Raw genomic sequence first — 18240 nt, forward strand, 5'->3', positions numbered from 1 at the left:
CCCCGCCGAGGGGGGCGGCCCTTACAGCTTCTCCAGCGGCGCGTACGCCAGCAGCAGCGTCTTCTCCCCGCCGCTGCCAAAGTCGATCTTCACCTTGGTCTTCTCCGCGACCCCGTCGACCGACACCACCGTGCCCAGCCCGAACGCGTCGTGCGAGACCCGGTCGCCGGGCGCCAGCGACGGCACCTTGCGCCCGCCAGAGGAGCTCTTGGCGGGAGCGGGGGGACGGGCCGGCTCGCGCCGCGTGGCCGCGTTCCAGGCCGACTTCTCGGGGTCGGTGCGCCACTCCAGCAGCTGGCCGGGCACCTCGTTGACGAAGCGGGAGGCCGGGTTGAACGACGGCGCCCCCCACGAGCTGCGCACGGCCGCCCGCGTGAGGTAGAGCCGCTGCTGCGCCCGGGTGATGCCCACGTAGGCCAGCCGCCGCTCCTCCTCCAGCTCCTTGGGCTCGCCCAGCGAACGCACGTGCGGGAACACGCCGTCCTCCATGGCCGTCAGGAAGACGACCGGGAACTCCAGGCCCTTGGCCGTGTGCAGCGTCATCAGCGTGACGACGCCCTGACCGCCGTCGGCGTCGGGGATCTGGTCGGCGTCGGCCACCAGCGACACCTGCTCCAGGAACTCCACCAGCGTGCCCTCCGGGTTGGCCTCCTCGAACTCGGAGGCCACGGAGACGAGCTCGTTGAGGTTCTCCAGGCGGGACTCGTCCTGAGGGTCTTCGGACGCCTCCAGCTCGGCGCGGTAGCCGGTGGCCACCAGCACCTCCTCCGCCAGCGCCGACGGCGGCATGCCCTCGCCCTTGGCGATCAGCTCCTCGATCAGCGCGACGAACTCCTTGACCGCGTTGAGCGAGCGCGTGGCCATGCCGTACGCCTCGTCGGCCCGGCGCAGCGCGTCCCAGAAGGTGATGCCCTCGCGCGAGGACAGCGCCTCGATCATCGCCTCGGCCCGCTCGCCGATGCCGCGCTTGGGCACGTTGAGAATGCGCCGCAGCGACACCACGTCGGCCGGGTTGGCCAGCACCCGCAGGTAGGCCAGGAGGTCCTTGACCTCCTTGCGCTCGTAGAAGCGCACGCCCCCGACCACCTTGTACGGCAGGCCGGTGCGGATGAAGATCTCCTCGAACACGCGGGAGGCGGCGTTGGTGCGGTAGAAGACCGCGACGTCGCCCGGCTTGACGCCCTCCTCGTCGCTGAGCCGATCGACCTCCTGCGCCACGAACATGGCCTCGTCGTGCTCGTTGTCGGCCACGTAACCCACGATCTTGGGGCCGTCGCCCTGGTCGGACCACAGGTTCTTCGGCTTGCGCGACTCGTTGCGGGCGATCACCGCGTTCGCGGCGGCCAGGATGTTCTGGGTGGAGCGGTAGTTCTGTTCCAGCAGGATCGTGCGGGCGTCGGGGTAGTCGCGCTCGAACTCCAGGATGTTGCGGATCGTCGCGCCGCGGAAGGCGTAGATCGACTGGTCGGCGTCGCCCACCACGCACAGCTCCGACATGTCGGCGCCGGTGCGCACCAGCTCGCCGTCGTTGGTGCGCAGCTCCGGATGCCCGACCAGCTCCCTGATCAGGATGTACTGGGCGTGGTTGGTGTCCTGGTACTCGTCGACCAGCACGTGCCTGAACCGCATCCGGTAGTGCTCGGCCACGTCGGGGAAGAGCTGGAACAACGTCACCGTGTTCATGATGATGTCGTCGAAGTCCATCGCGCCGGCCTCGGTCAGCTTGAGCTGGTAGGCCTTGTACGCCTGCGCGAGCGTCTTCTCCAGGTGCGAGCCCGCCCGGTCGATCGCCGTCTCGTAGTCGATCAGCTCGTTCTTGAAGTTGCTCACCTGAGCCGAGAACGAGCGCGGCGGATACCGCTTCGGATCGAGCTCCATCTCCCTGCAGACCATCGCCATCAGCCGCTGGGAGTCGGCCTGGTCGTAGATGGAGAAGCTGGACGGGAACCCCAGCCGCTTGGCCTCCCGCCGCAGGATGCGCATGCAGGCGCTGTGGAACGTCATCACCCACATCGCCTTGGAGCGCGGGCCGACGAGCTTGTCGATGCGCTCCTTCATCTCCTTGGCGGCCTTGTTGGTGAAGGTGATCGCCAGGATCTCGCCCGGATGCACGTTTCGCTCGGCCAGCAGGTACGCGATGCGGTGCGTCAGCACCCGCGTCTTGCCCGACCCCGCTCCGGCCACGATGAGCAGTGGACTGCCATGATGGATCACGGCCTCGCGCTGCTGCGGGTTGAGGCCATCGAGCAAGGGGTGGTCAACAGAGACTTGGGTCGGCACCCACCTAGGTTAAGACGCTCCACCGACAAACGGCGCCCGGAATGCCGTCGGCGGGGTGCCGGTTGTCCCCCGAGCAAGGTTCGAAAGGGGAGTCATGCTGCCGGAAAGCGAGATCAACCGCGTACTCGTCGTGACCGCCCATCCCGACGACGCCGACTTCGGCTCCGCGGGAAGCGTCGCGTTGTTCGTCGACAAGGGGGTGGAGGTCACCTACCTGCTCGTCACGGACGGTGACGCCGGCGGGAACGAGCGCACCCTGGACAATTCCGGCATGGCGGAGCTGCGCAGGAAGGAACAACTGGCGGCGGCCAAGGCGGTCGGCGTCACCGACGTGCGCTTCCTCGGCTACCCCGACGGCCAGGTGGTGCCCTCATTGGAGCTCCGGCGGGCCATCGCCCGGGTGATCCGCCAGGTCAGGCCCGACCTCGTCATCACGCACCACCCCGACCGCAACTACCAGTTCATCGCCCCCAGCCATCCCGACCACCGCGCCGTCGGCGGGGCCACGCTCGACGCGGTCTACCCCGACGCGCGCAACCCGTACGCGTTCCCGGAGCTGATCAAGGAGGAGGGGCTGGAGGCGTGGACCGTACGTGAGGTGTGGCTGAACGGCGGCTCCACGCCCAACCACTGGGTGGACATCACCGAGTCCATGGACCGCAAGCTCGCGGCCTTGCAGTCGCATGTGAGCCAGGTCTCCCACGTGGAGGGGTTCACCGACTTCGTACGCAGCCGCTTCGCCGCCTGGGCCGAGCAGGCCGGGCTCGGCGAGGGCCGCTACGCGGAGGGCTTCCAGGTGGTCCCGACGGCCTGAGTCCCTTGTGGGGCCTCCAGGGCCGTCACGGCCTTCACGGCACCGAGCCGGGCGGCACCACCCACAGGGAGGGCTGCCCGGTCACCTCCGAGATGATGTCGAAGGCGTGCCCGTAGTGCAGGATCGTCGCCCCGTGCACCTCGGCGCAGGCGGCGATCAGCAGCTCGTTCGGCCCGATGCCGCGATGCTGCGAGATCTCGACGAGCTGCCGCTGCACGGCCATGGCCCGCGCCTGCACCTCCTCGTCCAGGGGCAGCAGGACGCACTGCCGCTGGGCGTGCAGGATGCGCTGGTAGTGCGCGTAGTCGCGGGCGCTGTAGAGCACCTCCAGGTCGACGACGCTGCAGGTCGCCACCGCCCGTGCGGCGAACAGCGGCTGCAGCGCCCGGGCGATGACGTCGCTGACGCGGATGCGCGCCAGGGCGCTCTTGTCGAGGAGGTACATCAGTCCCGTCGTCGCCACGCAGGCTTCGTGGTTTCCGGATCCAGCAGGTCCGGGCTCCCCTCCGTGCGCCAGAACGCGAACGCTCTCGCACCCGCCCGGTCCGCGTCCTTGCCGGCGACCGCCCGCAGTGCGGCGTGGACCGTTTCTCTCGTGGTCGGCGTGCCCAGCGTCTGCTGGGCCGCTTCCAGGAGCTCCTTGTCGATGTCGATTACTGTGCGCACGCAGCAACACCTCCGTACCTCCGGCTTACGTGAATCGCGCTTTCTGGGGGGAGGCGCACACGTCAAGGAGCGCGGCCTTGAAATGAGTCGCCCCGGAGACGTTACGGCCTGCGGAGCCGCAGGTTGTGGCCATGACGAAAGGTCAGGGGATAAAACACTGCCCGGGGGCGAAAATCCTGCACCGCACGCCGGCCGAACGGCCCTCGGCCGCTTACCGATTCCGGGCCGGGCGGGATGAATTACTCATTTCGGGTGGTGGCCCTTTTGAGGGGCGCCCGACGGCAGCTTCGCCGCGATGCGGGCGAAGGCGTAGCCGAAGGAGTTGGTGGCCAGGTGCAGCATGACGGGGGTCAGGAGGCCGCGACGGCGCCGCAACTCGCAGAACAGCACCCCGGCCGCCGCCGTCGACACCACGCTCCCCGCCACCACCCGGGCCGTGTCCAGGCGCCCGGGGGACTCGCCCGCCGTCAGCGCGCCGAGAGCGGGATTGGCCCGCGCCATGTCGATGGCCGGCAGGATGTGCCACAACCCGAACAGGCCGGACGAGACCGCCGTGGCCGTGGCCGTGCCGTGCTCGCGGCGCAACATCCCGTACAGAGCCCCGCGGAAGCCCACCTCCTCCAGCAGCACCGTGCCGAGCGGGACCTGGAGCAGCGCCTCCTCCAGCACGCGGGCGCGCGAGAGCGACAGGGCCCGGTCGTCGTGGAAGAGCGGCCTGGTGCGCGGCAGCGCGACGCCGCCCGTGTAGACCGCGGCCACCGCCGCCGCCAGCACACCCCCGGCGACCGCGCCGCGCCGGCCGTGCTCGAACCCCAGCTCCTCCCACGACACGCCGGCCCGGCGCGCCATCGCGACCAGCGCCGCCGTGGCGACGGCGGAGGTCAGCGGCCCCAGGCGGGGGGCGATCTTGTTGTTCATGATGTTGGCGGCGGTGAGGACGGCGATCGAGCGCAGCAGCACCCTTGCAGGCTACGTCGCCAGGAGATCGGGCGGTGACCGGCGTCGCCACGGGATCGGGCGGCGACCGGCGCGGACATGAGAGGATCGCCCCGTGCCGCCAGCCGTCCGCCGCCTGCTCATCGTGCACCACACCACCTCGCCCACCCTCCAGGAGCTCTTCGAGGCGGTACGCTCCGGCGCGACCACCGACGAGGTCGAGGGCGTCGAGACCGTCACCCGCGCCGCGCTGCGCGCCACCGCCGTGGACGTGCTGGAATGCGACGCCGTCATCCTCGGCACCCCGGCGAACATCGGGTACATGAGCGGGGCGCTCAAGCACTTCTTCGACACCGTCTATTACCCGTGCCTGGAGGAGACCCGGCGGCTGCCGTACGGGCTCTACGTGCACGGCAACAACGACACGGGCGGGGCCGTGCGGGCCGTGGAGTCGATCGCTGCTGGGCTCGGGTGGGAGCGCGCCCACCTGCCTGTGACGGTGACGGGCACCGTGAGCAAGGACGACCTGACGGCCTGCTGGGAACTCGGCGCCACCGTCGCCGCCACGATCAGCCCCGTGTGAGAGCGGGCTGTCGGCCGGGCCATCAGCGGGCTATCGGCCGGGTGTGAGGGCGGGCTTCAGCGGGACGTCGGGGAACGAGCCGTCGCCGAACAGCACCCGCGCCGCCAGCCCTCGACCGGCCCGCCCGCGCAACCCGGCCACCGCCGCCTCCACGGCGGCGGGGGAGCGGAGCCCGGCGAACGCGCGGCGCAGCAACAACCGGCCACGGAACCGCGCCCGCAGCGCATTCCCGTCGTACTGCCGCAAAACACCCTCATCCCCCGTACGCAGCCACTCGGCCGTGACCGTCGCCGCCAGCTCCGACATGCGCAGGCACGGATCCAGCCCCCCGGCCGTCAGCGGCGACACCGCGCCCGCCGCGTCCCCCACGAGCAGCCCGGCCGGGCACGCCAGCCGCCGCAGCACCCCGCCCACCGGGATCGGCCCTCCCCGTCGCTCGACCGGCCCCGTCGGAGGGGCGTGACCGGGAGCGTCCTCGGCGAAGACCTCCAGCAGGTGACGGACGCCGCTCCGCATCGCCTCCGGATACCCCGCGACCCCCACGTGCGCGTGCCGCCCATCGTCCACGACCCATCCGAGGTACCCGGGAGCGATCCGGGGATCCAGCACGCAGTGGAACGCCGGCGCGCCCCGCCCGGGGGCGATCGGGTGGACGATCTCCGCGCCGACGAGGAAGCGCCTGTTGACGTCGAGACCGAGATCGGAGGCCACCCGGGATCGCGCCCCGTCCGCCCCGACGACGAACCGCGCCATCACCGGCTCCGCCCCCGCCAACCACACGGCGCGCCTTCCAGCCCCGCCCCCCGCCGATCGCGTCGTGGCGGTGTACCGGACGCCGAGCAGGACCTGTGCCCCCGCCTCCTCGGCCGCGTGGCGCGCGTGCTCGTAGACGCCCGCCATGTCCGCCACGCGATACTCGTCACGGTCGCTGGTGAGCCGGACCGGCGCCCGCCTCGACGGCGGGTACAGCAGCACGTCGCGGATGCCCGGCCCGAGCAGCCGATCCGGCAGGTCGAAGTCGTCGAGGGTGCGCCGCACGAAGATCCCCGTGGTGCGGATGCCCGCCGACAGCGACCTGCGCCGGTCGACCAGCAGCACGTCCAGCCCGCGGCGGGCGAGCAGGCCCGCCGTACGCAGCCCGGCCAGGCCCGCACCTACGACCAGTACGTCCACTCTTCGCATACCTGGCGACGCTAGGCGGGAGGGCTGTGCCCACGCGATGCTTTGCACGGTACCTCCACAGAGCTGCACCGAAAGGCCGGTATTTCCGCACCGCCGCCTTCCCCCGCCTCCTCGCGGGTACGGGGTCGTGGCGTCGCCACCGGGCGGGCTCAGTTGACCGCCCGCCTGACCAGCTCACCGATCCGCGCCTCCACCTCGGGCGTGACCTCGGTCAGGGCGAAGGCGGCCGGCCACATCGTCCCGTCGTCGAGGCTCGCCTGGTCGCTGAACCCGAGGGTCGCGTAACGCGTCTTGAACTTCGTCGAGGGCTGGAAGTGGCAGACGATCTTCCCGTCGAGCGCGTAGGCGGGCATCCCGTACCAGAGCCTGGGCGCCAGGGACGGCGCGTTCGCGAGGACGATGGCGTGCACGCGCTCGGCCGCCACCCGATCGGACCCCTGCATCTCCGCGATCTTCGCGAGCACGTCCCTGGCCGCCTCCGCCGCCTTCTCCGCGGCGGAGGCGTGCCGCGCCGCCTTCTTCTGGTCCTTGGCATGCTCCTTCATCGCGGCGCGCTCTTCGGCGGTGAATCCCTGGTAGGTGTCGCTGCTCATGGTCGTCTTCTCCTCTTTGTCGAAGGTGGATGTAGGGGCGGCCTGGCTCAGGCGGACGCGGTCTCCCAGACGAACCCGTCCAGGTCCGTGAAGGACCCGCTGTCGCCGCCGAGCACGATCCGGTGCGACCCGCTGCCCTCCTGCGGGAGGCCGGTGTCCTTGGCCAGGGCCCGGCGCGGGTACAGCGCGAGCTTGACGTCCGAGGACGGGGTGTCGAACTCGACGTACTTGCCGCCGAAGCTCTTGCCCACGGCCAGGCCGTGCTCGACGTAGAAGCGCTTGCTCGCCTTGACGTCCGCCACGCCCAGCAGGAGCGCGACCTGGTCGATGCGCCGGGCGGCGGGCCCCGAGTCCTTCTTGCTGGAGCTGGCGACCTTGCAGATCGTGCCGTCCGGGGCGCGGAAGATGCCGCCGTAGCCCCAGAAGCTCTTCGTGGCCGGCTTCAGCGTGGTGGCGCCGGCGTCGAGGGCGGCGGTCATGAGCGCGTCGACGTCGCCCGGCTGGGACGCCACGAGGGACAGGGCGAAACCGCGGAAACCGGTCGTCGGCTCGTCGGAGACACGGACGTTCACGTAGCGGGCGAGACCGACGGCCTGGTAGAAGGCCTGGGCGGCGGCGAGGTCGGAGACTTCGATGGTGACGGACGCGAAGGCGGTCATGACGATTCCTTAGGGGGAGAGAACGAACGAAGCCGGCAGGTCGGATCAGGGGGGCTCAGCGGGGGCTCAGCGGCCCTTGTGGCATCGGCTGAGTGGTCAGCGGTCCTGGAGGAGGCCGAGGACGTTGCCGTCGGGGTCCACGACGGTGGCCACCACGCGGCCGGCGCCGACCTCGTGCACGGCCTCCTTCACGGTGCCGCCCGCGGCGGTCACCTCGGCGAGCGTCGCCTCGATGTCGTGCACGTGCCAGTACGCCACCGGGGAGGTCATGCCCTGCGGCCCGCCGTCCGGCACCAGCCCGATGTGCTGGCCCTCGGTCTCGAAGCCGACGTAGTAGGCCGTGTCGACCTGCGGGGCGATGCCGAGCAGGGCCGCGTACACCGCCTTGGACCTGGCCAGGTCGGACACGGGGTGCAGCACGGTCTTGATCCCCTGCGTGGAAGAGCCGGTCATGGTCGCTCCTGTTCGTCGTGGGTTTCGTGAACCCGCCGGGTAGGTGCTCACAGCTTCGCGTCCGGCCATGGGGGCGCACATCCGTGGCGGCCACGGATTCGCTCCACGGATCGCCACCACGGACCCCGCACGGTGGCCGTCACGGATGGGTGCTACGCAGGCGATAGGGCAAACTGGGACAGTGTTGGCAGCAGTGGACATCTCGCCCCGTGAAGCCGAAGTACTGAAACTGGTCGGCGCTCACCTGAGCAACGCCGAGATCGGCGCCCGGCTCTGCATCTCGGTGCGCACGGTGGAGAGCCACGTCTCCTCCCTCCTGCGCAAGCTGGACGTCCCCGACCGCCGGGCGCTCGCCCAGCGGGCACCCGAGCCCGCCGCCGGTGCCGCCCCCTCCCATCCGGCGCCGGTGCTGCCGTCGCTGCTGACCTCGTTCATCGGCAGGGCGAGCGAGCGGGCCGAGCTGGCCGAGATGTTGCGCACGCACCGCCAGGTGACCGCGGCCGGCCCCGGAGGGGTCGGCAAGACCCGGCTCGCGCTGGCCGTGGCCGCGGAGGCCGCCGGCGACTACCCCGACGGGGTGTGGTTCGTGGACCTCGTCCCGGTCACCGACCCGGGCATGGCCGCCACCGCGGTCGCTGGGGCGCTCGGCCTCGGCGAGCAGCCCGGCCGCGACATGACCGAGTCCGTGGTCGCCGCCCTGGCCGACCGGCACGCCCTGCTGGTGCTGGACAACTGCGAGCAGGTCGCCGACGGGGTGGCGCTGTTCCTGGAACGGCTGCTGGCGGCCTGCCCCCGCGTGACCGTGCTGGCCACCAGCCGGGCCCGGCTGATGGTGCCGTTCGAGCGGGTGTACGCCGTGCCGCCGCTGTCGCTGCCCGCCGACGGCGGGTCGGACGCCGTCACGCTGTTCATGGAACGGGCGGCCGCGGTCGGCCGGCCGGTGGACCCCGCGCTGCGCGACCAGATCGCCGCGATCTGCGAACGCCTCGACGGCATGGCGCTGGCCATCGAGCTGGCCGCCGCCCGCTACTCCACGCTCGGCCTGGACGGCATCACCGCCGCCCTGTCGCACCCCCTGCGCATGCTCACCGGCGGCTCCCGCGCCGACCAGCGGCACCGCTCCGTGCGGGCCGCGCTGGACTGGAGCCACGCCCTGCTGGAGCCCGCCGACCAGGCGCTGCTGCGGCGGGTGTCGGTGTTCGCGGCCCCGTTCACCGCCGCCGCGGCGGCCGAGGTCACCGGGGACGACGAAGGCCTCGTCATCGACGGCCTGGCCCGGCTCGCCGAGCAGAGCCTCCTGGTCGTGTCCGCGTCCCCCGCTGGCACGGAGTACCGCGCCCTGGAGACCATCCGCCAGTACGGAACCGAACGTCTGACGGAGGCCGGCGAGCTGGCCGACCTCCGCTCTCGCCACCTCCGCTGGTGCCTGCGCAGGGCCGCGGCGCTCGCCGTCGTGGGGGAGGACTGGCGGCCCCGCTTCGACCAGGTCGCCGACGACCTCCGCGCCGCCCTCGCCTGGGCCGCCGACCAGCCGGAACGGCGCGGGGAAGCGTACGAACTCGCCCGCAGCCTCGCCGAGCTCACCTTCACCCGCAACCTGATCGGCGAATCCCAACGCCGCCACGAACAGGCGGCCGCCCTCGCCGAGAACCCCGGCTCGGCCGCTCTCTCACTCCGGCACGCCGCCGTCGTGGCCGGCTGCCGCATGCGCGGCGACGACCTCTTCCGCCTGCGCCGCGCCGCCGCCGACGCCGCCCGCACCGCCGGCGACCCGGCCGGCGCCGCCACCGACCTCGCCATCGCCGCCACCGCCACATTCCGCTTCGCAACCACCTTCGTACAGCTCCCGGCCCCCGCGGAAGTCCTCGCCCTGATCGATGAGGCCCGAACGTTGGCCGGCACGGACCCCGCCGCCCAGGCCGCCGTCGCCACAGCCGGGCCGGCTGGACCCTTGACGCGGCGGTAACGGGCGGACAGCAGCCAAGTGCCGCCGCCAGAACCCCCAACCCCGAACCGAACACCCCCGCCCCCAGAACCCACCCGCCTCCCCACCGAAGGCCCCGAACGCCCCCATACCGCCCACGAACTCCGCCGACCCCGCCCGCCCCGCCGACCCTACGGAGCCCGCCGAGTCCGCCCAGCCTGCCGGATCCGCCGAGCCCGTTCCGTTCGCTCAATTCGCCCAGCCCGCTCAGCCCGCACCGGAGGAAGCCGACGGCTCTGTGCCGGAGACGATCGTGCGCGCAGAGCGGGCAGTGGAGCTGACCCACCGCACCCGCGATCCCCTCGCCGAATCGACCGCACTAGATGTGCTGACCGGAGCCCTGAGCTGGGCGGGTGACACGTATGCCGCCGCCGCCACGACCCAGCGCCGGATCACGCTGCTGACGTCCGCCCCTGAGACGCCGGCCGCCACCCACGAGCTGATCGAGGCGCTCGGTGAGGCCGCCGAGGCCAGCCTGGGCACGGGCGACCTCCCCGCCGCCCGCCGGTGGGCACGCCGGCTCGCCGAGCACCCGCTGCTGGCCGAGGTCGGTCACCGCGCCACGAACTGGCTGCTGGTCACCGACGCGCTGGCGGGCAACGTGGACGAGGTGCTCGCGAACAGCGTCCGCTTCCTGGACGCCTGGCAGCGGGCAGGCAGCCCCGCCCAGTCGTACCTCGGCCGGGCGGTGGCCGCCGTGGCGATGGTTCACGGCCTGCGCGACGACCATGACGCCCAGCGCGAGTGGCAGGGCGTACTGGAACGGCTGGGCCCCCTCCCAGCGCACACCTACGGCTACGGCCCGATCTTCGACGCGATCCTCCTGCTGCACCGCGGCCGCCCCGCGGAGGCCCTGGAACGGATGGCTCCCGAGCCCGCCCAGGTGTGGAAGTGGGTCACCTGGATCTGGCACCACTGGTACGTCGCCCTGCGCACGGAAGCAGCCGTCCTCGCCGGCAGCCCCGCCGCCCGGGACTACGTGACGGAGACCCGCAAGATCGTCGCCGGCAACCCGGTAGCCGGCGCCATCGTGGACCGAGCAGCCGCCCTCCTCGACGGCGACCAGCAGTCCCTGCTCGCCACGGCAGCCGCCTTCGAGACCGCCGGCTGCCGCTACCAGTCGGCCCGCACCCTGGTGCTGGCGGGCACGGACCACGCCGAGCAAGGCGCAGCCATACTCACCAATCTCGGCCTCGCCCCCATGGCCCCACCCCGTTGATCACCACGATGGGCGCCGCCCCCGCCTCGGGAAGCGGCGCTCGCGTCCTTTTCCTCCCTTCACTCGCCCCCACCCCTCAAGCAGCCAAGCCCATCCTGAGAGGACCACCCGCGAGGCGGCCCATCGGCGACGCCGTCCGCCCGCGAGGCTGCCCGCCCGCGAGGCTGGGTTGCGTCCACGAGGCTGCCCGCCCGCGAGGCCGCCAGCTCCTCCAGTGCTGCCCGCCCCTGACCCGCGAGGCTGCTCGCCCGCGAGGCCGTTGCATGGCATGCTGCCCCGAGCCTGCCCGCCCGCGAGCCCGTGAGCCGGCGGCCGACGGTCCACGAGCACGCAAGCCTGCCCGCCTGCAAGACGCTGCCCTTGTGAGACCACGCAGGGCTACGCACCCGCGAGTGCGTTGAGTCCGCGAGCCCGCCAGGTAGCCGGCGCGCTGAGTCTTCCGCAGGGTCGGGGTGTTCAGGTGGGGGTCAGGAGGCGGCGGGGCGGCGCCAGCCCTCCGGGAAGCGGGTGCGGCGGCGTTCGTCGGGGGTGAGGCCGCCCCAGATGCCTTCCGACTCGCCGGCTCGTAAGGCGTAGGAGCGGCACTCCTCCAGCACCTGGCAGGTCGCGCAGACCGCCTTGGCGCGGGCCTCCTGCAACGGCGTGGGGGCGAGGGGGAAGAAGAGGTCGGGGTCGCTGGATCTGCATGCGCCCCTGCGCAGCCAGCTGATCTCCTCCGGTGGCATGGGTCAACGGTAGAGCGAGGTCATGATCGAAGACATCATCCTCTGGGTTGACCTGTCGATACGACCCTGGGTTCGAGGGAGGCGGGTCAGGTACGACCTCAGCACGCGCCCACCCCGTCCTGGTATCCGCGGGCGAACGACGCCTGCCGTTGCTCGGCCGTTCCGTGGGCGGCCGGGTTGAGCCAGTCGTCGGTGGGGTCGCCGGCTGCCGCGAGGCTTCTGATCAGCTCGTTCTCGTCCCCTGGCTCTGTCGTGAGCGCGCCCGAGTCGACGAGGGCGGACAGGGTGCCGCCCGCGTAGCAGTCGGCCTGGAGCTCCATCTGGACGTTCAGTGTGAAGCCGGTGCGGAGCTGGGCCTGGACGGCGTGCCCCAGCTCGTGCGGGATGATGACATAGACGGATCCGTCGCCCATGTCGCTCCACAGCCCCTCCATCCACCCCTGGTCGAACGCGATGAAGTGGCCGAGCGGGCAGTAGAAGGCGTTGTTCGGGACGGCGGGTTCGTCGCCGCAGCTCGGGCCGGCGCTCCCGGAGTAGGGGATGAAGTCGCTGATGGGCCGGTACGTGCGGCCGAGCTGCTGGAACTGCCGGCTCCAGAACTGCTCGGTCAGCGTGCGCGCCGTGACGACGTCGTCCTCGAACGAGTCGGCTCCGCGCCGGTCCATGGACGGCGCCCGGACGACACCGCAGGCGGCCACCAGGGCGACGGCGAGCAGGCCGGCGAGCAGCCGGGTGATCGGGGGAAGGGCACGGGTCACGGTGTACGCCTCCGCAGAGGTTCGCGGGCTTCAGACGTCCCAGGTGTGGACGGGTTCGTTGGTGTGCATGCGCTCGATGTACTCCAGTGTCATGCCCCGGAGCGCCTCGTGCCGATCACCGGAGCCCGCCTGCGCCCGTACCCGCTCCACCTGCCAGCTCGCGCCCGTGCGGCCGGTCAGGCAGCGGCCCTCGATGACCGACAGCAGCCGGTCCGCGACGTGCCCGTGCACGCCCCACTTGGCCAGCCCGTCGCGCGCCATGGGCAGCAGCCGCCGCAGGATCAGCTCGGCCGCCGGCACCTCGCCCAGCCCCGGCCAGTACAGGCGGGCGTCCAGCCCGTGCCGCGCCGCCGCCGCCAGGTTGTCCTCGGCCGCCTTGAACGACATCTGGCTCCAGATCGGCCTCTCGTCGTACGGCAGCACGCGCATCAGCCCGTAGTAGAACGCGGCGTTGGCCGCGATGTCGGCGACCGAGGGGCCGGCGGGCAGCACCCGGTTCTCCACGCGCAGGTGCGGCACCCCGTCCACGACCGCGTAGACGGGCCGGTTCCAGCGGTAGATGGTGCCGTTGTGCAGGGTCAGCTCGTGCAGATGGGGGACGCGGCCGCGTTCGAGCTCGGCGCGCGGATCCTCGTCGTCGCAGAGGGGCAGCAGGGCCGGGTAGTAGCTGACGTTCTCCTCGAACAGGTCGAAAACGCTCGTGATCCACCGCTCCCCGAACCACACCCGAGGCCGCACGCCCTGCGTCTTCAACTCCGCCGGCCGCGTGTCCGTGGCCTGCTCGAACAGCGCGATCCTGGTCTCCCTGTGCAGCTCCTTGCCGAACAGGTACGGCGAATTGGCCGCCACCGCCACCTGGGCGCCCGCGATGGCCTGGGCCGCGTTCCAATGTGCGGCGAACGTCTCGGGGCTGACCTGCAGATGTAGCTGTACGCTCGTGCACGCCGCCTCGGGGGCGACGCTGTCGGCATGCGTGTCGAGGCGTTCGACACCCTCGATGGCCAGGTGCAGGTCCTCGCCCCTGGCCGCGAAAATCTGCTCGTTCAGCAGCCGGTAGCGGGGGTTCGCGGAGAGCGTACCCTCGGTGATGTCCCGCTCGCGCAGCGTCGGCAGGATGCCGATCAGCACCAGGTGACCGCCCTCCGAACGGGCGCGCTCGTCGGCGTGGTTCAGTCTGGCCCGCACGTCGTGCTCCAGACGCAGCGCGCCGTCGCCCGCCAGGTCCTGGGGCTCGATGTTGATCTCGATGTTGAACTGGCCCAGCTCCGTGGCCCAGTCCGGCTGCGCGATCGCGGCCAGCACCTGGGCGTTGCGCATGGCCGCCTCGCCGTCCGAGTCCACGATGTTGAGCTCGATCTCCAGCCCCGCGAGCGGCCGCTCGAACTCGAAGCGGGATTCGCGCAGCATCTGGGCGAAGACGTCGAGGCAGCGATGCACTTTTTCACGATATTTACGGCGGTCTTCTCTGCTGAACACGACTACTGGCACGTCCCTGCCCATAGCTCGAAATGTCGCACGCAAAGCCCAACTAAGCCATAGGGCGCGCGCTACGGGATCCCACCTGGTGCCTGTGAGGCAGGCGGCGCGGATGATCGGTCGGCGTGGGGTTCCGGTCGGTGCGCGGGTTGCGCGGGCGAGCCCGTTCGTGCGGCTGGAGGTGAGGTTGGCGTGCTGAGGTGGGCGGTGTGCGCGGATGGGTGGTGCGCACAGGCGGGCGGGCGCGCCAGGCGGGTGACGAGCGCAGGTCGGTGGGTGCACAGGCGGGGGCGGGGGCGCGTCCAGGTGGGCGAGGAGGAAGGGGCGGGGGTGGGCGCAGGCGACGGGCCGCATGGGGGAGTGGCGCGCGCAGGTGGGCGGGGCCAGGCGCGCAGGTGGGTGGCGCGCATGGACGGGTGGCGCGCAGGTGGGCGGCCTGGGCCGGTGGGTGGGGCCAGGCACGTAGGTGGGTGGCGCGCATGGACGGGTGGCGCGCAGGTGGGCGGCCTGGGCCGGTGGGCAGGGCCGGGCGCGCAGGCGGTTGGTGCACGTAGGCGGAGCGGTTCAGAGGCGGCCGTACGACGAGCGCGCGCCGAAGTTATCCACAGGCCGTCAACACCCGTGGTCGCGGATGGCTAGGGTGCAGAGATGCGCGTTTTGATTACTGGCGGAGCAGGTTATATCGGCAGCACGATCGCTTCGGCGTGCCTCGATGCCGGGATAGACCCCGTCATTCTGGACAACCTCGTGACGGGCCGGCGGGAGTTCGCCGAGGGGCGGCTGTTCTATGAGGGGGATATCAGCGATGGGCCGCTGATTGACAAGATATTTGCGGAAAATCCGGATATCGAGGCCGTCATTCACTGTGCGGCGCTCATCGTGGTCCCCGACTCCGTGGCCGACCCCATCGGCTACTACCGCGCGAACGTCACCAAGAGCCTCGAGTTCGTCGATCACCTGATCCGCAACGGCCGTACCCGGATGATCTTCAGCTCCTCGGCGTCGATCTACCAGGCCGGCCCCGACCACACGGTGACCGAGGAGTCCCCGCTCGATCCCCAGAGCCCGTACGCGCGGACGAAGGCGGTCTGCGAGGGCATGTTCGCCGACATCTCCGCGAGCCGGCCGATCCGGATCCTGTCCCTGCGCTACTTCAACCCGATCGGCGCCGACCCCCAGATGCGCACGGGCCTGCAGCTCCGCCGCCCCAGCCACGCCCTGGGCAAGATGATCGAGGCGTACGAGGAGCGCGTCCCGTTCCGGATCACCGGCACCGACTGGCCCACGAGCGACGGCACCGGCATCCGTGACTACATCCACGTCTGGGACCTGGCGACCGCCCATGTGGCGGCGCTGCGGCGCTTCGACGAGCTGGACACCGACGTGATCAACCTCGGCACGGGCGCGGGCACGACGGTCCGCGAGCTGGTCGACGCGTTCAACCGCGTCGTGGACCGCCCCATCGAGGTCGTCGAGGCCCCGGCCCGCCCTGGCGACGTGGCGGGCGCCTACACCCGCAGCGACCTGGCCCACCGCCTGCTGGGCTGGCAGGCCCGCTACTCGGTCGAGGAGGGGATCCGGCACTCCCTGGAGTGGGCGGCCCTCCGCGACTCGAGACTGGAGCCGGCGGACGGTGCTGCCTGACACAACCCGGCCGGCGCGCCTCCTGACACGACCCGGGTTGGCGCGCCGCCTGACACAGCTCGGTTGGCGCGCCTCCTGACACGGCTCGGCTGGCGCGTCTCCTGACGTGACCTGACGGTGCCGTCTGATGTGGTGCGCCCGTCGGCGTCCCTGACGCGGCATGGCGTGGCGGGGCCTCCTGGCGCGGCACGACCCACGGTGGTCCGTGACGCCGGGGTGGATGGCGGGGCGTCTCGAAGCAGGTGACGCCCCAGCCAAGGACATCGTCGTGCGAAGGGCCTGAGGCAGGCTGGAGGAGCTGAGGCACGCCAGGGGACTTGGAGCACGCCGAGGACCTGGAGCACGCCAGAGGACCTGGAGCACGCTGGAGGGCCTGGAGCACGCTGGAGGGCCTGGAGCACGCCGGAGCCGGAGGACCGCCGGGGTGCGACGTCGTCGGGGCTCTATCGGCGGCCGGCGGCCACCGCGTTGTCGGCGAGATCCAGGATCTCCTCAAGGGTCTCGTCGAACGTGGAGTCCGCGATGTCGTCCATGTCGATCACTTCGTGGTCGGGCGGATCCGTGATCGTGACCTTGTGTCCCCAGGCGCTGTACCTGGTGTCGTCGTACACGCTCACGGTCGTCCTGTCGGCTATCTCCTGGGTGCGGAGGTGCGTGGGCAGGCCGCTGGAGTCCGTGCTGAGCCGGAAGTCGTAGCCCGCGGGCGCGCGGTCGCCGCCCAGCTCGCGGGCCTGCTTCGCGGTCACGCTGCCCCTGTAGGCGCCGTTCCGTACGGACGTGGTGTGCGAGAGCAGGCCCTTGAGCTGGGGGAGCCGCAGGATGTCGACGGGCTGCAGTGTGAGGGGGGTCTTGAACGCGTCGTCGTCCACGCGCATCCACGTCTTGCCTTCGGGCAGGTTGTCGCCCTTGAGGTAAAGGCGCCGCCCCACCGTGCGGAAGTGCAGGGTTGTCTTGTCCTTGGTCAGGCGCTCCCGGAAGGTGCCCTCGGAGGCGACGACGCCGGACGGGCCGAACGCGTACGTGCCGCTTATCTGAACGAACTTCTCTTTGTCGCCCTTGCTCTCCGTGATGAGCGTTTCGGAGAACTTCACCCCGTGCCCGGCCACGAACTGCTGTCGCACCGCCCGTACCGGATCGGGGGTGGCCGCCTGGGCGGGGGCGGCGCTGAGGAGGGTCGCGGCGGCCGCCGCCACCGCCAGTGCCTTCTTCATGGATATGTCCTCGACGAAGAAGGAGTCCCCTCCCGCCTCGGGAGGCGGAAGGGGACTCGGTGGTCAGGTCAGCCCGCGATGCTGCCGAGCGGCAGGTCCAGGGCTTCGGAGATGTCGTCCTCGCCGTCCTTGAACGTGGAGGTGACCTCGTCGGCGGGCGGCGCCTTGATCGACACGGCGGAGCCCCAGCCGGTGTAGCTGGTGTCGACGCTCACGCTGCCCTTGCCGCCGGCACCGAGCACGGCCATCGGGAACGTGGTGACGAGCCGCGTGGGCAGGCCGGCGCCGTTGACGGTGATGCGCCAGCTGATGGCGCTCTTCATCGCCTTGGCGGACGGCTTGGCGGTCCAGGTGGCGCGCAGCCAGGGGGACGCCTTCCACAGGTCGCGGACGAGCGTCTTGCCCGCGTAGCCGCTGCCGGTGGTCTTGGCGCCCTTGAGCAGCGTCTTGATCGTGGCGGGCTCGGCGAGGTTGAGCGGCTGGCTGAACGTGCCGAGCAGGCCGCCGGTGGGGCCGTTCGGCGCCTTGAACCAGGTCTTGCCCTCCGGCATCATCGTCGCCCAGATGTTGCCGGACATGTACGACGTGGTGCCGATGCGGATGGTGCGCTCCGGCTGGGCCATCGCCTTGAGGAGGGTGGTGAGGTCGGCGTTCTCGCCGCTCTCGTCGAGGCCCTCCAGGTCGCTGGCCTTGATGTTGAGCTTGCCGGTGATGTCGGAGGCCGCGATGCCCGACTTGCTGAACTGGAGCGTGCCGGTGCGGCGGGCGAACACCTCGCGGGTGTCGCCGTCGCTGATGGTGGTGCGCTCGGTGAACTTCACGCCCTTGCCGGGGACGAGCTGCTTCTTGACGGCGACCACGGGGTCCTTGGGCGCTGCGGCCAGCGCGGGCGTGGCGGTCACCAGTGCGGCGGTCGTGGCTAACGCCACGCCCGTCAGGATTCGCTTCATGCGGATGTCCTTGATGTGTTGAGGGGGAAATGACGGCCGGGGCCGGGAGAGAGCCGGCCCCGGTCGAACGGCTCGGCGGAGGTCGGGAGCTTCCGGACGTCGATCGC

18 protein-coding genes are annotated in these 18240 nt (G+C 71.4%); 5 read left to right on the top strand and 13 right to left on the bottom strand.

Features of this window, described 5'->3' with window-relative positions:
• Positions 1–21: 21 nt before the first annotated feature.
• A complete protein-coding gene (gene pcrA / locus KIS93_RS38155) occupies positions 22–2250 on the bottom strand; it encodes a DNA helicase PcrA (RefSeq protein ID WP_080043094.1) in 2229 nt (742 codons plus the stop codon).
• A 124-nt stretch (positions 2251–2374) separates the two neighbouring features.
• Here pcrA and KIS93_RS38160 point away from each other — a divergent pair, with 124 nt between their 5' ends.
• Complete coding sequence (locus tag KIS93_RS38160) at positions 2375–3094, top strand: PIG-L deacetylase family protein (RefSeq protein WP_080043093.1); 720 nt, start codon at positions 2375–2377, stop codon at positions 3092–3094.
• A gap of 34 nt (positions 3095–3128) precedes the next feature.
• Here KIS93_RS38160 and KIS93_RS38165 read toward each other — a convergent pair whose 3' ends face one another.
• The 3 genes from KIS93_RS38165 to KIS93_RS38175 all read right to left on the bottom strand — a co-directional run bounded on the left by KIS93_RS38165 (position 3129) and on the right by KIS93_RS38175 (position 4720).
• Positions 3129–3557: a PIN domain-containing protein gene (locus KIS93_RS38165; protein WP_155128597.1), complete on the bottom strand. Its 429-nt coding sequence runs from the start codon at positions 3555–3557 to the stop codon at positions 3129–3131.
• Complete coding sequence (locus KIS93_RS38170) at positions 3539–3760, bottom strand: type II toxin-antitoxin system VapB family antitoxin (protein ID WP_155128595.1); 222 nt, start codon at positions 3758–3760, stop codon at positions 3539–3541. Before KIS93_RS38170 ends, KIS93_RS38165 begins: the two co-directional genes overlap by 19 nt.
• Before the next feature lie 243 nt (positions 3761–4003).
• On the bottom strand, positions 4004–4720 hold the full coding sequence (locus KIS93_RS38175) for a CPBP family intramembrane glutamic endopeptidase (RefSeq protein ID WP_080043090.1): 717 nt from the start codon (positions 4718–4720) through the stop codon (positions 4004–4006).
• 91 nt (positions 4721–4811) lie between these two features.
• Here KIS93_RS38175 and KIS93_RS38180 point away from each other — a divergent pair, with 91 nt between their 5' ends.
• A complete protein-coding gene (locus tag KIS93_RS38180) occupies positions 4812–5279 on the top strand; it encodes a flavodoxin family protein (protein WP_080043089.1) in 468 nt (155 codons plus the stop codon).
• Between the two features lie 30 nt (positions 5280–5309).
• On the opposite strand, the gene KIS93_RS38185 is transcribed toward KIS93_RS38180, so the two are convergent.
• The 4 genes from KIS93_RS38185 to KIS93_RS38200 all read right to left on the bottom strand — a co-directional run bounded on the left by KIS93_RS38185 (position 5310) and on the right by KIS93_RS38200 (position 8166).
• Positions 5310–6461 carry an NAD(P)/FAD-dependent oxidoreductase gene (locus KIS93_RS38185; protein WP_080043088.1) on the bottom strand — a complete coding sequence of 384 codons (1152 nt, stop codon included), beginning with the start codon at positions 6459–6461 and terminating at the stop codon, positions 5310–5312.
• Positions 6462–6610: 149 nt separating this feature from the next.
• Positions 6611–7054, bottom strand: a complete 444-nt coding sequence (locus tag KIS93_RS38190; protein WP_080043087.1) for an iron chaperone — start codon at positions 7052–7054, stop codon at positions 6611–6613.
• 47 nt (positions 7055–7101) lie between these two features.
• Positions 7102–7713 (bottom strand): VOC family protein, encoded by a 612-nt coding sequence (locus KIS93_RS38195; protein WP_080043086.1) that lies wholly within the window; start codon positions 7711–7713, stop codon positions 7102–7104.
• A 96-nt stretch (positions 7714–7809) separates the two neighbouring features.
• A complete protein-coding gene (locus tag KIS93_RS38200; RefSeq protein ID WP_080043085.1) occupies positions 7810–8166 on the bottom strand; it encodes a VOC family protein in 357 nt (118 codons plus the stop codon).
• Between the two features lie 181 nt (positions 8167–8347).
• Here KIS93_RS38200 and KIS93_RS38205 point away from each other — a divergent pair, with 181 nt between their 5' ends.
• Positions 8348–10132 carry an ATP-binding protein gene (locus KIS93_RS38205; protein ID WP_246005404.1) on the top strand — a complete coding sequence of 595 codons (1785 nt, stop codon included), beginning with the start codon at positions 8348–8350 and terminating at the stop codon, positions 10130–10132.
• Positions 10133–10403: 271 nt separating this feature from the next.
• Complete coding sequence (locus tag KIS93_RS38210; protein WP_186404635.1) at positions 10404–11369, top strand: hypothetical protein; 966 nt, start codon at positions 10404–10406, stop codon at positions 11367–11369.
• 467 nt (positions 11370–11836) lie between these two features.
• Here the strand turns inward: KIS93_RS38210 and KIS93_RS38215 are convergent, their stop codons facing one another.
• The 3 genes from KIS93_RS38215 to KIS93_RS38225 form a co-directional block, all read right to left on the bottom strand.
• On the bottom strand, positions 11837–12094 hold the full coding sequence (locus KIS93_RS38215) for a WhiB family transcriptional regulator (RefSeq protein WP_080043083.1): 258 nt from the start codon (positions 12092–12094) through the stop codon (positions 11837–11839).
• A gap of 98 nt (positions 12095–12192) precedes the next feature.
• On the bottom strand, positions 12193–12852 hold the full coding sequence (locus KIS93_RS38220; RefSeq protein WP_080043082.1) for a neutral zinc metallopeptidase: 660 nt from the start codon (positions 12850–12852) through the stop codon (positions 12193–12195).
• Between the two features lie 30 nt (positions 12853–12882).
• Positions 12883–14289, bottom strand: coding sequence for a glutamate-cysteine ligase family protein (locus KIS93_RS38225; protein WP_230465608.1), 1407 nt, complete (start codon positions 14287–14289; stop codon positions 12883–12885).
• 687 nt (positions 14290–14976) lie between these two features.
• Here KIS93_RS38225 and galE point away from each other — a divergent pair.
• Positions 14977–15972: a UDP-glucose 4-epimerase GalE gene (galE, locus tag KIS93_RS38230; RefSeq protein ID WP_080043080.1), complete on the top strand. Its 996-nt coding sequence runs from the start codon at positions 14977–14979 to the stop codon at positions 15970–15972.
• A 443-nt stretch (positions 15973–16415) separates the two neighbouring features.
• Here the strand turns inward: galE and KIS93_RS38235 are convergent, their stop codons facing one another.
• Both KIS93_RS38235 and KIS93_RS38240 read right to left on the bottom strand, forming a co-directional pair.
• Entirely contained in the window at positions 16416–17183 is a 768-nt protein-coding gene (locus KIS93_RS38235) for a hypothetical protein (RefSeq protein ID WP_080043079.1), read from the bottom strand.
• 68 nt (positions 17184–17251) lie between these two features.
• The gene (locus tag KIS93_RS38240) at positions 17252–18133 is read right to left on the bottom strand and encodes a hypothetical protein (RefSeq protein ID WP_080043078.1); all 882 of its coding nucleotides are present in this window, start codon (positions 18131–18133) and stop codon (positions 17252–17254) included.
• Positions 18134–18240: the final 107 nt, after the last annotated feature.

This window comes from [Actinomadura] parvosata subsp. kistnae, assembly GCF_900323885.1.
Lineage (GTDB): Bacteria > Actinomycetota > Actinomycetes > Streptosporangiales > Streptosporangiaceae > Nonomuraea > Nonomuraea composti.

What these genes read in the sequence shown, in the direction of transcription:
- KIS93_RS38160 (WP_080043093.1), top strand. Translation starts at nt 2,375, where the DNA reads ATGCTGCCGGAAAGCGAGATCAACCGCGTACTCGTCGTGACCGCCCAT.
- KIS93_RS38185 (WP_080043088.1), bottom strand. Translation starts at nt 6,461, where the DNA reads ATGCGAAGAGTGGACGTACTGGTCGTAGGTGCGGGCCTGGCCGGGCTG.
- KIS93_RS38190 (WP_080043087.1), bottom strand. Translation starts at nt 7,054, where the DNA reads ATGAGCAGCGACACCTACCAGGGATTCACCGCCGAAGAGCGCGCCGCG.
- KIS93_RS38195 (WP_080043086.1), bottom strand. Translation starts at nt 7,713, where the DNA reads ATGACCGCCTTCGCGTCCGTCACCATCGAAGTCTCCGACCTCGCCGCC.
- KIS93_RS38200 (WP_080043085.1), bottom strand. Translation starts at nt 8,166, where the DNA reads ATGACCGGCTCTTCCACGCAGGGGATCAAGACCGTGCTGCACCCCGTG.
- KIS93_RS38215 (WP_080043083.1), bottom strand. Translation starts at nt 12,094, where the DNA reads ATGCCACCGGAGGAGATCAGCTGGCTGCGCAGGGGCGCATGCAGATCC.
- galE (WP_080043080.1), top strand. Translation starts at nt 14,977, where the DNA reads ATGCGCGTTTTGATTACTGGCGGAGCAGGTTATATCGGCAGCACGATC.
- KIS93_RS38235 (WP_080043079.1), bottom strand. Translation starts at nt 17,183, where the DNA reads ATGAAGAAGGCACTGGCGGTGGCGGCGGCCGCCGCGACCCTCCTCAGC.
- KIS93_RS38240 (WP_080043078.1), bottom strand. Translation starts at nt 18,133, where the DNA reads ATGAAGCGAATCCTGACGGGCGTGGCGTTAGCCACGACCGCCGCACTG.